11 protein-coding genes are annotated in these 11,920 nt (G+C 58.7%); 7 read left to right on the forward strand and 4 right to left on the reverse strand.

Annotated elements, in window-relative coordinates; all coding sequences use genetic code 11:
- A partial coding sequence (locus ACIREA_RS15440) for a type II secretion system protein GspD (RefSeq protein WP_397383183.1) occupies window positions 1–1,171 on the forward strand: 1,171 nt, incomplete at its 5' end.
- 1 nt (window position 1,172) lies between these two features.
- On the opposite strand, the gene ACIREA_RS15445 is transcribed toward ACIREA_RS15440, so the two are convergent.
- The 4 genes from ACIREA_RS15445 to ACIREA_RS15460 all read right to left on the reverse strand — a co-directional run bounded on the left by ACIREA_RS15445 (window position 1,173) and on the right by ACIREA_RS15460 (window position 6,152).
- The gene (locus ACIREA_RS15445; protein WP_397383184.1) at window positions 1,173–2,147 is read right to left on the reverse strand and encodes a ThuA domain-containing protein; all 975 of its coding nucleotides are present in this window, start codon (window positions 2,145–2,147) and stop codon (window positions 1,173–1,175) included.
- Window positions 2,148–2,226: 79 nt separating this feature from the next.
- Window positions 2,227–4,647: a DUF1549 domain-containing protein gene (locus ACIREA_RS15450; RefSeq protein ID WP_397383185.1), complete on the reverse strand. Its 2,421-nt coding sequence runs from the start codon at window positions 4,645–4,647 to the stop codon at window positions 2,227–2,229.
- A 168-nt stretch (window positions 4,648–4,815) separates the two neighbouring features.
- On the reverse strand, window positions 4,816–5,820 hold the full coding sequence (locus ACIREA_RS15455; protein WP_397383186.1) for a hypothetical protein: 1,005 nt from the start codon (window positions 5,818–5,820) through the stop codon (window positions 4,816–4,818).
- Between the two features lie 26 nt (window positions 5,821–5,846).
- Window positions 5,847–6,152: a hypothetical protein gene (locus ACIREA_RS15460; protein WP_397383187.1), complete on the reverse strand. Its 306-nt coding sequence runs from the start codon at window positions 6,150–6,152 to the stop codon at window positions 5,847–5,849.
- Between the two features lie 275 nt (window positions 6,153–6,427).
- Here ACIREA_RS15460 and ACIREA_RS15465 point away from each other — a divergent pair, with 275 nt between their 5' ends.
- The 6 genes from ACIREA_RS15465 to ACIREA_RS15490 all read left to right on the forward strand — a co-directional run bounded on the left by ACIREA_RS15465 (window position 6,428) and on the right by ACIREA_RS15490 (window position 11,884).
- Complete coding sequence (locus ACIREA_RS15465) at window positions 6,428–7,297, forward strand: alpha/beta hydrolase (protein ID WP_397383188.1); 870 nt, start codon at window positions 6,428–6,430, stop codon at window positions 7,295–7,297.
- Window positions 7,298–7,336: 39 nt separating this feature from the next.
- Window positions 7,337–8,215 carry an SMP-30/gluconolactonase/LRE family protein gene (locus ACIREA_RS15470; RefSeq protein ID WP_397383189.1) on the forward strand — a complete coding sequence of 293 codons (879 nt, stop codon included), beginning with the start codon at window positions 7,337–7,339 and terminating at the stop codon, window positions 8,213–8,215.
- Window positions 8,216–8,314: 99 nt separating this feature from the next.
- Window positions 8,315–9,679 carry an asparagine--tRNA ligase gene (gene asnS, locus ACIREA_RS15475; protein WP_397383190.1) on the forward strand — a complete coding sequence of 455 codons (1,365 nt, stop codon included), beginning with the start codon at window positions 8,315–8,317 and terminating at the stop codon, window positions 9,677–9,679.
- Between the two features lie 3 nt (window positions 9,680–9,682).
- A complete protein-coding gene (locus ACIREA_RS15480) occupies window positions 9,683–10,582 on the forward strand; it encodes a protein-disulfide reductase DsbD domain-containing protein (protein WP_397383191.1) in 900 nt (299 codons plus the stop codon).
- A 115-nt stretch (window positions 10,583–10,697) separates the two neighbouring features.
- Window positions 10,698–11,027 carry a transposase gene (locus ACIREA_RS15485; RefSeq protein ID WP_397383192.1) on the forward strand — a complete coding sequence of 110 codons (330 nt, stop codon included), beginning with the start codon at window positions 10,698–10,700 and terminating at the stop codon, window positions 11,025–11,027.
- A complete protein-coding gene (locus tag ACIREA_RS15490; protein ID WP_397383193.1) occupies window positions 11,024–11,884 on the forward strand; it encodes an IS3 family transposase in 861 nt (286 codons plus the stop codon). Before ACIREA_RS15485 ends, ACIREA_RS15490 begins: the two co-directional genes overlap by 4 nt.
- The last annotated feature ends 36 nt before the right edge of the window (window positions 11,885–11,920 follow it).

Here is an 11,920-nt window from a genome sequence, read left to right on the forward strand (position 1 = left end):
TTCGCGTGAATTCGGCATCGACTGGACCGGCACTTTGGAGACGGGCACATTCCGCCAGGTGAGCAAGGTCACACCCAAGGTCACCGAGTATGTGGGCACGGATGGCGTCGTCTACAAGGATAACTCGCTGGATGTCGAATACACACAGACGCCCACAACCGGCGGCTTCCGCACTGATCTGGCTCCTTTGCTGACAGGCGTTAATTTGAACAATGTGGGCAGTACACTCGGCTTTCCCGCCACGAGCATTCTGAGTGCGCAGGATGTGAACGTGAAACTGCGCGCGATGATGCGCGATCAGGAAACCAACACCACGTCCTACCCGCGAATGGTGACCCTGAGCAACCGTGAGGTGGCCATCCGTGCGGTGGTGAACCAACCGGTGCTGGACGCGAGCTCCACGGCGAGTTCAGGATCGGTGGGGGCGACCACGACCACGAAGGTCGCCTATCTGCCAATCGGCACCGTGTTGAACATCCTGCCCAAGCGCATGCAGGGTGACAAGGTGCTGCTGAACATGGCGGTGACCGTTTCAAGCATCATCGGTACGCAGGTCATTTCCGGCAATCCGTATCCCATTGCTTCGTCACGCGTGTACAGCGCGCCGGTGGAGATTGATTCGGGATACACGGTGGCGGTGGGCGGACTGGATGAGGCCACTGAAAAGGAGTCCGAGGCAGGTGTGCCTTTCCTGAGCAAGATCCCAGGTCTCAAGTGGCTCTTCGATTACAAGAGCCGGAGCAAGAATCACAAGAGCCTCATGCTCTTCATCACCCCGACGATCATTGATGGACGCAACGGCGGCCTGCCGGCGGAGCCGCAGTCAGTGGTGCCGCTGAAGCCGCATCTGGCCGGCAAGCCGAAGGTCGACACCAACAGCGGTGCGCTGGTTGGTGGCAGCAGCGCACTGCCGAAGACGGTGGAGTATCTCTCGCGCGAAGCTGAGATCCTGGGCAACACGATCAAGGAGAGCCGGATCACTCCTGAAGTGAGGACGAAACTCAAGGAACTCAAAATCGCCGTCTCACGTGTCGAAGAACAGTGTGACAACATGAAGCTCTCGGAGCCCGCACAGTTTGCCATGATCGACCAGCATCAGCAGATGCTTAAAACGATCCTCAAGCGCCTGGAGTCTTTCGCGAGCATCCTGTTCAAGAAGGAGCACTTCTAAGTCAGCGGGTGGCCACGCGCTGAAAAACGCGTGGTGTTTCGCTGCTGGCGCTCTTGGGTTTGGGCGCGGATTTAGGATCCAGATTTTGGGTGAGAGCTTCAGGGCTCACGACCGATTCGACGCCTTTTTCAGGCACTTCGACCTTCGTCACCCAGAGCAGGGCATTGAGCACGGCTTTGCGCACGTTGTCGTTGCCCCAGTTGGCATGGAAATGACCGCCGGTGAAGCCGAAGCCGCGTCCGCCGTCTGCACGTTCAATGGTCCACATCATGGTTTCGGGGCTGCCTTTTTCCGCCTGGATGTGGGGGTAGGGGCCTTTGGGGGCCACGTAGGGGCCGTCACGGGTGGCGTCACTGGGAGTCGCCACGAGGATGGGGACAAACTTGGCTGCGCCATCTTGTGCAGGAGTCACGCCGTGGCCGAAGGCAGGACGGAAGCGCATGTGGATGTACCATTCGTCTTTGGTGGCGAAGGGCAGCACTCCGTTTGAGATGGGGTGTTTTGGCAGGGCCGTGTAGTTTGCGTCCCAGATGGGGTTGCAGGAGTAGGCGTTTTCATAATGTCCGCCGAGCCATTCCTGGAATTCTTTGCCGGCCTGTCCTGCCACGACTTCGACGCCGTAGTGCATGCAGCCGAAGCCGACTCCTTTCGCGGTCAGCTTGCGGAGTGTTTCGAGATGGCCGTCCACCACGGCAGGGTGCTTGCCGCCACCGTCGGAGTAGATGACCACTGCGTCCGCGTCTTCGAAGGTCTTTTCATCACTGACCCAGCCCATTTCGTGGCGGTCCACGACCAGATTGGGCACGCTCTTGAGGCATTGCTCAAGCAGCATGGTGCCTGCGCGGAATTCATGCATGCCCGGAGGATGCGATGGCTTGCCTGCGATGAAAACGAGCTTCTGTTTGCCCTCGGGTGTGACTGCCTGGAGTGAAACAACGGTGGCGAGGAGGGCTGCGAGCAATGGGACTGGCTTCATAGGTTGGGTGGAGAGACGCGCATCATTCCCATCCTCCGACTCAAATCAAGAGCCGAAGCCGTGGATCATGGGCGGCATATTATCTTACGACCTGAAACTCGGGGAGCATGCAGACGGCCCAGAGCAGGTCTTCGAGGGACTGCTGCGTGGGCTTTTCACCGATCAGGCTTTGGGCCGTGGCGAGTTCGCTGGCGGAGGGCTCGCGGCAGAGGGCCTGGTGGTAGAGGTCGGTGATCAGAGAGGCTGGTGATTGGACGTGTGATGCCAACAAACGCTGCGCTCCTTTGGTGATGCTGGTGGAGAGGATGCTGCCGTTTGCGAGGTCGATGGCCTCCAGTGTGGTGAGGTCATTGGGGCGGGCGGTGACGATCTGGTCGCGGTTTGGACGGCCCAGCGTGCGCATGAGGAAATCCGATTTCATCAGCGAGGCGCGGATCATGCGATCTGAGGCGGCGGCTCCCTGGGCGAGCAATGAGGTCGCCTGGGCATTGATGGTCTGCTGCCATGCGCCGAGGGCTTCCACGACGGTGATGGGTTGCCAGTTCTTGGGGTCGAAGGCCGCGATGCGGCCTTCCTTGGTGGGCGGAGCCTGTGGCGTCCACTCCCAGGAGGAATCGCTGCTGATGTTGGTTTCCTTGCCTGCGGCATCGCGCACGCGAGCATCGAAGAAAAATCCGGCGGGGTTGGGGCCTTTGCCGGCGTTGGTGGCGATCACGAGGATGGAGTTCGCGCCTTTGCGCAGTGCGGTTTGCAGCGGCACGGCGGCGAGCTTGGTCCAGTCATCTCCGGCGCTGACCTTGCGGTTGTTCACGAACAAGGTGTAGCCGTTGTCGCAGGTCACCACCGCACTGGCACTGGCGGGATCGGTGTCGAGTTTGATCGTTTTGCGCAGGGTGATCGTTTCGCCGGAGGGCGGGGTGCTGCCGGACTTGGCGCTTTGGCCCCAGATCCACTGGCCTTGGATCTTGATCTGTTTCGCGAGTTCCGGATCGACTTTGCCGCGCAGGACTCCAGCATCCATCTTTGAGGGTGCTGCCCCGGTGATCTGCCAGATTGCATCGACAAACTGCTCGGCGGTGAGGCGTTTTGCGCGTGGGCCGGCATAGACGTAGCCGTGATCGTCGATGCCTTTGGTCATGACCTGGGAGTGAGATTGATATGCCTGCGAAGTGGTGATGAGGGCGAGTGTCTGCTTCAGATCATACTCATGCTCGGCAAGATGCGCGGCCAGGTAGTCGAGCAGGTCCGCGTTCCATGGCTCCGTCTGCATGGCATCTGCGGGATGGACGATGCCGCGTCCCATGAGGCGCTGCCACAAGCGGTTTACGATGGTGCGTATGGTGCGACCGTTCTGCGGATGCGTCATCAGGGCGGCAAGTTGTTTCAAGCGCTCCGGTTGTGCCGCTTTCGGATCAATCTGGCCGATCTCTGGAAACAACCATGACGCCACGGCCTGCTGGCCGATGGGTTTGTCACAGCGGTTGATTTCCAGCGGGCGGCTGGAATAGATGGCGGCGAGTCCGTAGGCTTCGCTGAGTTTCCAGCGGTCGATGAAGCTGTCATGGCATGATGCGCACTTCATGTTGATGCCGAGGAAGCTCTGCGAGACGCTCTGGGCGAACTGGATTTCCACGGTCTGCCCGGCGCTGACATCGCCGCGCCATTTGATGCCGTCGATGAATCCACGGCTCTCATCATTCGGGGGCGCGATGAGTTCGCGTACGAACTGGTCGAAAGGCATGTTGGTGATCAGCGCATGGTAAAGCCAGTTGCTGATCTGCTTGCGCCCGCCGGTGACGAAGCCGGTGCCTCCGTAATCATTGCGCAGGAGGTCGTTCCAAAACGTGAGCCAGTGCTCGGTGTAGTCCATGTCACGCTTGAGCAGGGACGCGATCAGACGGGCGCGTTTGTCGGCGGAGGTGTCTTGGTTGAAAGCTTCCAGATCCTTGGGCGAAGGCAGCAGGCCGATGAGATCCAGAAAAGCCCGGCGCACAAAGGTGGCATCGTCGATGGCCGCAGGGCGGGGGAGTTTCTTTTGGTCGAGGTATTGATCAAGAATGCGGTCGATGGGGTTGCTGCGTCCCTCTACCACAGCGGGCAGAACCGGCATGCGGGGTTTGAGCGGCGGCTCATATGCGGGTTTCTTGAAGGCAAAGCCCTCCTCCCACGTGAGGCCTTCATCGACCCATTGTTTCAGCAGCGCGATCTGCTCGGCAGGCACACGCTTGCCCTTGGGTGGCATCTGCTCATCGGGATCGGTGGAGAGGATGGCCTTGATCATGGCGCTCTCCGCGCTTTTGCCGCTCACCACCACGGCACCGTCTTCGCCGCCTTCCAGCAGGGATTTACGATCATTGAAGGAGAAGCCGCCCTTTTTTTTGTCACCCGCATGACACTCGGCGCAGTGCTCCCGCAGGATCGGGACGATCTGGTGGGAGAAATCGACGGCGGCGGAGGCAGCGAGGCTGGCGGAGAGCTGGAGGAGAATCGAAAGTCGCATTCAGAAACACGAACGTGTCACGAAGATGGAATCTCGCGGGTTGCTTGCGGGATGTCCGCAAAAGTAGGCCCTGAGCCCCATGCTCGCAGCCTGTGCTGGAGTCTTTGCCTGGTTGACTCAACATCACCCTCGCCTCATTGCATCATGGAGATGCGATGAGTGAGCTCATCAAGGAGCCGGTTCGATTTTTACCGATGACAGAATGTTTTCGGCGATGGCACGTCCCGCTTTGGATTTGCTCGAGAAGATCACCTGGACCACCCACATCTCCTCCCCGTTGAGGATGAACAAACTTTCGGAGAGAAGTTCACTGCCTAAGCGAGTGGCGGAGAAAGAAGCCCGTTTGGCAGGAAAGGAGGAGACCTTTGTGTCATTGACCTGCTGCTGAGGATTGGTAATGCCCTCAAGGGCGGACACCGATTTCAAGGTGCCGGCGACCGCGCCGTCCAAGTTGAGCGTTGTTCCCTTGGCATAGCGAATCTTGTTCACGCTCACCTCCATTTCATCTGCGGCTTTGCCTTGGAAACTTTTGGCCGTAAGCACCGCTTTGAGCTCAAGCTTGTATGGCTTTACGACCAACGGAATGGGGCATGCCACGCTGAGGCCCTCCAAATGCTGCGTTTTGGCCATCATACCTGCTGCCGTGACGTCGATGGTGCCAGTCAAGCTGGAGGTGCCCAGGTCAAACTGCTCCTGCAGTGAAGGTGGCAGCTGCGAGGCCGGTACGTTTCCCATGCCTGCCGAATGCATGAATGACACTTGGGTCTCTTCGATCTTCCGAACTTTGGCATCCTTTAAAATCCTGCCATCGGTGAGCTTGATTTCAGGGAAAGTCAGGCTGGCTGCATTGGTTCGCACTTTGTTTGCGGCATCGTTTATGGCAGCGGCCAGGATCGTAAATTCCTCCAAGGCAACTTTCAGGTTTTTCTCCCCGTTTTCCTTCTGTTGTTTGAGCACGGCTGTGGTGGCGGCCGCCTGATCTGCTTTGATCTTGAGAGCTTCATATTTTATCCATTCATCCTTGCCGTAAGCCAGGGATTCCTGTGTCTGGGGGAACTCAGCTCTGAGCTGCAGCAACTCTGTTTTGGTCTTTTCGATTTTGTGGTAGCAGTCAGCGCCGTAAAATGCGCCGCCGACGGCAGCCAGGAACAGGATGATTTTTACAAAAGTCATGATGAGCTGGGAGGGTGAGAATGAGATCAGCGCAGATACTTCGCCTTATAAGCCTCGACTTTGGGGCGTAATGTTTTGACCGCGTCCTGCAGGCGTGTGGATTTGCTGTTAAGCTCGCTGACTGCCTGAGTGAGTTCTGTGTTGGCTTTTTCGGAGGCTTTCAGCTGGACTTCAAGCGTGGCTGCCGCAGCGGGAAGGTTTGGTGTGACATTGTTTATTTTGACCTGATAGGTGTCCAGTTCCGCCTTGACTTGATTGATTGCGATCTGCAGATCATTCTTTTCTTTTAGCAGGGCGTCTTTCTCTTTGCAGGAGCAAAGCAGCAGAGACACGAGGATGCCCCCGGTGACTGCCCACTGCGAGGAAGATTTCCGCTTGAACTGAAGCGCCGCTGCCGGGGTTGAAACTAAACGGTCTGACTCATTAAACATAAAAAATGAATTGAGGTTATTCTCGGTTTAATCCGCAGATTTCAATTAGCGTCAACAGCATTGATCGAAGTTTTTCCAATCCCCCCACGCCAAAAGACTGCCTGCGGACTCTCCGTGACACCATGTCTGCGCATGGCTGCAAGATGTCCCTTTGTCCTGTCGTTCGGATTCGTCCCATGAAGTTTCTCCCTCTTGCCGTTGCCTCGTTGCTCGTCGTCTCGCTTGCCCATTCTGCTCCGCAGGATGACCAGTATGTCCTCGGACCTGATTCCCAGGTCAAGGAAGGCGTGCCGCAGGGGAGGGTGACGCAGATGCCGGCGTGGACGAACTCGAAGATTTATCCGGGGACGACGCGTGACTGGTGGGTGTATGTGCCTGCGCAGTACAAGGCCGAGACGCCTGCCAATGTGATGGTGTTCTGCGACGGCGGCGGCTTTGTGAAGAACGACGGCCAGTTCCGCGTGCCGGTGGTGTTCGACAATCTCATCGCCAAAGGCGAGATGCCGGTGACGATCGCGATCTTCATCAATCCCGGCGTGTTTCCCGCGACCAACCCGAAGGAGAAGGCGCGCAGCAACCGCAGCTTTGAGTACGATTCCCTGGGTGATCTGCACGCCCGTTTCCTGATCGAAGAAATCCTGCCTGAAGTGGCCAAGACCTACAAGCTGACCGACGACCCAGAGGGCCGTGGCATCTGTGGCAACAGCAGCGGCGGCATTTGCGCCTTTACCGTGGCCTGGGAGCGCCCCGATGCCTTCCGCAAGGTGATCAGCCACATTGGTTCCTTCACCAACATTCGTGGCGGCTATGTTTATCCAGCCTTGATCCGCAAGGCGGAGAAAAAGCCGCTCAAGGTTTTCCTGCAGGACGGCAAGAACGATCTCGACAACCAGTTCGGCAACTGGCCGCTGGCGAATCAGGACATGGCCGCCTCGCTGAAGTTTGCGGGTTATGATTTTCAGTTCGTGCTTGGCGAAGGCACGCACAATGGCAAGCACGGTGGTGCCATGCTGCCCGACACGCTGCGCTGGCTGTGGAAGAAATAAGTGTGAACTTTGAACATCCCATCTGAATTCAGAGCCATCATGAAACGCACACTCCTTTCCCTCTGCCTCCTTTCCTCCTCGCTGTTTGCTCAGGACACCTCGCTGCATGACTACCTGATCGAAGGTGAGTCATGGCGTGAAGTCGCGGGTGGGTATGTCTTCACCGATGGGCTGTGCTGTGACGCGGCAGGCAATCTGTTCTTCACCGATGTGAAAGGCGGCAAGGGCATCTACAAGCTGGATGCCGCCACGGGGAAGGTGGATTTGTTTCTCGACAATCTGCCTGGGATCAGCGGGCTGCAGATCGGCCCGGATGGTCGCTTCTATGCCTGCCACAACAAAGAGGGGCGCATCATCGCCATCACGATGAAGGGCGAGGTGGAGGTGCTGCTCACGGATGTGAAATGCAACGACCTCGTCGTCAGCAAAACGGGGAACCTGTATTTCACGGAGACACCCACGCAGCGCATCCATCTCATCACCAAGGACAAGAAGCATATCATCGCGGATGAGGGGCATGTGGTGAAGCCGAATGGAATCACGATTTCCACGGATGAGCGCACGCTTTTTGCTTCTGAATACGGTGGCAAGCATGTCTGGGCATGGCGTATCGAGGACGACGGCACCCTGACCGGCGGCGCGCCCTACATGACGATGTGGCTGCCTACTGGCAAAGAGTCCGCCGCAGGTGATGGCTCGACGACGGAGGCTAACGGCCGCACCTTTGTCACCACCGAACTGGGTGTGCAGATTTTCGACACGGCAGGGCGTCTGGCAGGGATCATTGCCAAACCGGAAGCGAATGGGAAAGTCGTCAGCGTTGAGTTTGCTGGCAAAGATCACGACATCCTCTACGTGGCCGGCGGCGAGAAGATCTATGGCCGCAAGGTCAAGGTGAAGGGGTATTTCGGGAAGTAAGGGGGGGGCTCGCGTGGCCCGAGAGGATAGGTCTAATAGGACCTATCTGTGGCTGGCTCTTGGCTTGCTCCATCGCGCTCACGCGCTAGCTTTCCGCGCATGTCCCTCGACACCATCAATTCCCTCATTCATTCCGAATCCGCACGGCCCGGCATCATTGCCCGTGGCTGGGTGCGCACGAAGCGTGACTCCAAAGCCTGCTCCTTCCTGGAGATCTCCGACGGCTCCTGCTTCAAGGGGCTGCAGGTGGTGGTGGATGCGGCGCTGCCTTCGGCGGACCTGCTGCCGCGTATTTTGACGGGTGCCTCTGTGGAAGTGACGGGGGATCTGATTGCTTCCCCCGCAGCCGGGCAAAAGTGGGAGATGCAGGCGAAGGAACTGCGCCTGCTGGGCGAGGCGGATGCGACTTATCCGCTGCAAAAGAAGGGGCATACGCCGGAGTTTCTGCGGACCATTGCGCATCTGCGGCCGCGCACGAATCTGTTTGGCAGCGTGTTCCGCGTGCGCAGCAAGATGGCCTACGCCGTGCATCGTTTCTTTCAGGAACGCGGTTTCTTCTACGTGCACACGCCCATCATCACCAGCAGCGACTGCGAAGGGGCAGGGGAGATGTTTCAGGTGACGACGCTGAAGCCGAACACACAGACGAAGCCCGAGCAGGATTTCTTTGGGCGTCCGACCTACCTCACTGTCAGCGGCCAGCTTCAGGGCGAGGCTTTTGCCTGTGCGCTGGGGAACATCTACACCTTTGGTCCCACGTTCCGCGCTGAGAACAGCAACACCACGCGCCACGCGGCGGAGTTCTGGATGATCGAGCCGGAGATGGCCTTCTACGACCTCGCAGCCGACATGACGCTGGCGGAGGAGCAGGTGCGTTACCTCGTGCAGGCGATGTTTGACGAGTGCCCGGATGAACTGGAGTTCTTCAACAAGTTCATCGACAAAGGACTCATAGAACGCCTCAAGCAGACCCTGGCCAAGCCCTTCGAGCGCATCAGCTACACGGATGCCGTGGAGATCCTGCTCAAGAGTGGACGCAGCTTTGAAAATCCCGTGGTGTGGGGTGAAGGACTTCAGACGGAGCACGAGCGCTACCTCGCGGAAGAGCACGTCAAAGGCCCGGTCACGATCTTCAACTACCCGAAGGAGATCAAGCCCTTCTACATGCGCCAGAACGACGATGGCAAAACGGCAGCCGCCATGGACTTGCTTGTCCCGGGCATTGGCGAAATTGTTGGTGGCAGCCAGCGCGAGGAGCGCCTGGACGTGCTTGAGGCTTTGATGGCCAAGCAGGGGCTGGAGCCGGAAAATTACTCCTGGTACGCTGATCTCCGCCGCTACGGCACTGTGCCGCATGCTGGTTATGGGCTCGGCTTTGAGCGCCTGCTCATGTTTGTCACAGGAGTTCCCAACATCCGCGACGTCATTCCTTTTGCGCGGACGCCCGGACATGCTGCTTATTGAGAAATGAAGAATGACGAACGCAAAATGACGAATGGTCCGAGCCAGCTCTGGATGCTGCTCGTGGTTGTGCTCCTGGCATTCGGCATTCCGCATTCTTCATTGGCCCAGCAGGGGCTGAAGCTTCAATTGGTGTCCGAGCAAACCGCCATCGTGCCTGGCCAGCCTTTCACGGTCGGCCTCTGGCTGGAGCATGATCGTGGCTCTCATACCTACTGGCGTTTTCCCGGCATCGTCGGTGTGCCGACGCAGATGAAGTGGAATTTGCCGCGTGGCTGGAAGGCGGGAGAGCTTATCTACCCTGAGCCGGAGCGCACGCTGATGTTTCAGATCAAGGCGCAGGGCTTTGATCGTGATGTGATGCTGCGCGCGGAGATCACGCCGCCAGCGAATTTGAAGGTGGGTGAAGCCATCACGCTCAGCGGTCTCGCCTCATGGATGTGCTGCGGCAAAACCTGCCACCCGGGATCGATGGAGCTCAGCCTGACGCTGCCAGTGGCTGCGACTGCTGAAGTGAATGCGAAGTGGCACAAGCTGCTGGATGCTGAACGTGCGCGTGCCGAACAGACCAGTGATGCCTGGACATCCAGTGCCAGCGAGAAGGGCGATGCGATTACCCTCGTGCTCAAGCCTGCGACTGCGGAGGCTCGGGTGAGCAAAAGCCAGCGCGAGGCTGATCACATCATTGTCTTTACTGAAGACGGCTGGTTTGATTCGGACAAGCCGCAGAAGGTTTTGCGCGATGCTGAGGGTGGTCTTTCGATCACGCTTATCAAAGCGGACGCTTACATGGGCAACAAGCCACCGAAGACGTTGCGTGTGATCTTGAGGAATGACGAAGGGTGGTTGCAGGGTGGCGGGCTGCGGTGTTTGCAGATGGCGCCACGCATTCAACGAGGAGGTTAGGCCTCTGGCCTGACAGCGGACTGGGGCGTCTCGCCTATCTTCCGATCACGCGGCGGCGATGTGAGGTGCGCTAAAATCCTGGACCAGGGAATAAGGGACAATCACCATGAAGACCGTGAAGCGACAACGATACAGCAATGATTTCAAAGACCGTGCCCTGACACTGGTAGGCCTTGGCAGGCCGGTGCCTGAAGTGGCTGAGGAACTGGGCATCGGCACCAGCATCCTTTACCGCTGGACCCTGGCCCAGCGCCAGGGCGTGCAAGACGTCCCCGCGCAGCTCGGCGGCGTAGTTCAGCGAGCCGTAGGCGAGCTGGACGAAGCCGCCGAGCTGCGCCGCCTGCGCAAGGAGAACGCCCAGCTCCTTTTGGAGAACGACATTTTAAAAAAAGCCGCTGTCATCCTCGGCACGCATGCTCAACCCCAGAGCAAACTCGCGCGATGATCCAGCTGCTTCACACACAGACACAGGCCAGCGTCCGTCAGATCTGCCACGTCCTGATGCTGCCGCGCAGCAGTTTTTACCACGCTGCCAAGGACGTTCCCACCCGGCTTGAGGATCGCCGCCTCGGTGCGCTCATCGAGGAGATCTTCAAACGCAACCGCCGACGCTACGGCTACCGACGCATCGCCGAGGAACTCAAGGACCATGCCATTGTCTGCGCTCCTGCCAGACTGCGCCGCCTCATGCGCCAGAGCGGCCTGCGCGCCATCCAGCCGAAGAACTACCTGCCCAAAACCAGCGATGGCAGGGCTGACCGTCCCTCTGCCAATCTGCTGGCCCAGCAGGCCATGCCCACGAAGCCCAATGAGGCCTGGGCCGGGGACATAACTTTCATCCCAACGACGTCACGGTGGCTGTATCTCGCCGTGGTCATCGACCTGGGCTCGCGCCGCATCATCGGCTGGAGTCTGGACACGCACATGCGTTCGGATCTCGTTGTAAACGCGCTGCAGCAGGCTTTGCAGGCTCGCCCGCAGGCCAGAAGCCAGCACACTCTCTTCCATAGCGACCGTGGCAGCCAGTATGGCAGCTGCTCCTTCAGAGCCGTGCTGGCCGGCGCAGGCATGCGCCAGAGCATGTCGGCACGCGCCAATCCGTATGACAACGCCTGGACTGAATCCTTCATGGGCACCCTCAAGCGCGAGATGCTTCAGGGCGGCTGCTTTGAAGACGCCAACGATGCCAAGCTCGAACTCTTCGACTACATCGACGCCTACTACAACAACAAGCGCAAGCACTCGGCCATCGGCTACCTCACACCCAACCAGTTCGAAACTCAGCACATCAACCTCAACTAATTAAGCGTCCCTGGTCCAATATTGCGTTGCACCTCA

This window comes from Prosthecobacter sp., from assembly GCF_044373815.1.
Classification (GTDB): domain Bacteria; phylum Verrucomicrobiota; class Verrucomicrobiia; order Verrucomicrobiales; family Verrucomicrobiaceae; genus Prosthecobacter.

What these genes read in the sequence shown, in the direction of transcription:
- ACIREA_RS15490 (WP_397383193.1), top strand. Translation starts at nt 11,024, where the DNA reads ATGATCCAGCTGCTTCACACACAGACACAGGCCAGCGTCCGTCAGATC.
- ACIREA_RS15470 (WP_397383189.1), top strand. Translation starts at nt 7,337, where the DNA reads ATGAAACGCACACTCCTTTCCCTCTGCCTCCTTTCCTCCTCGCTGTTT.
- asnS (WP_397383190.1), top strand. Translation starts at nt 8,315, where the DNA reads ATGTCCCTCGACACCATCAATTCCCTCATTCATTCCGAATCCGCACGG.
- ACIREA_RS15480 (WP_397383191.1), top strand. Translation starts at nt 9,683, where the DNA reads ATGAAGAATGACGAACGCAAAATGACGAATGGTCCGAGCCAGCTCTGG.
- ACIREA_RS15465 (WP_397383188.1), top strand. Translation starts at nt 6,428, where the DNA reads ATGAAGTTTCTCCCTCTTGCCGTTGCCTCGTTGCTCGTCGTCTCGCTT.
- ACIREA_RS15455 (WP_397383186.1), bottom strand. Translation starts at nt 5,820, where the DNA reads ATGACTTTTGTAAAAATCATCCTGTTCCTGGCTGCCGTCGGCGGCGCA.
- ACIREA_RS15445 (WP_397383184.1), bottom strand. Translation starts at nt 2,147, where the DNA reads ATGAAGCCAGTCCCATTGCTCGCAGCCCTCCTCGCCACCGTTGTTTCA.
- ACIREA_RS15450 (WP_397383185.1), bottom strand. Translation starts at nt 4,647, where the DNA reads ATGCGACTTTCGATTCTCCTCCAGCTCTCCGCCAGCCTCGCTGCCTCC.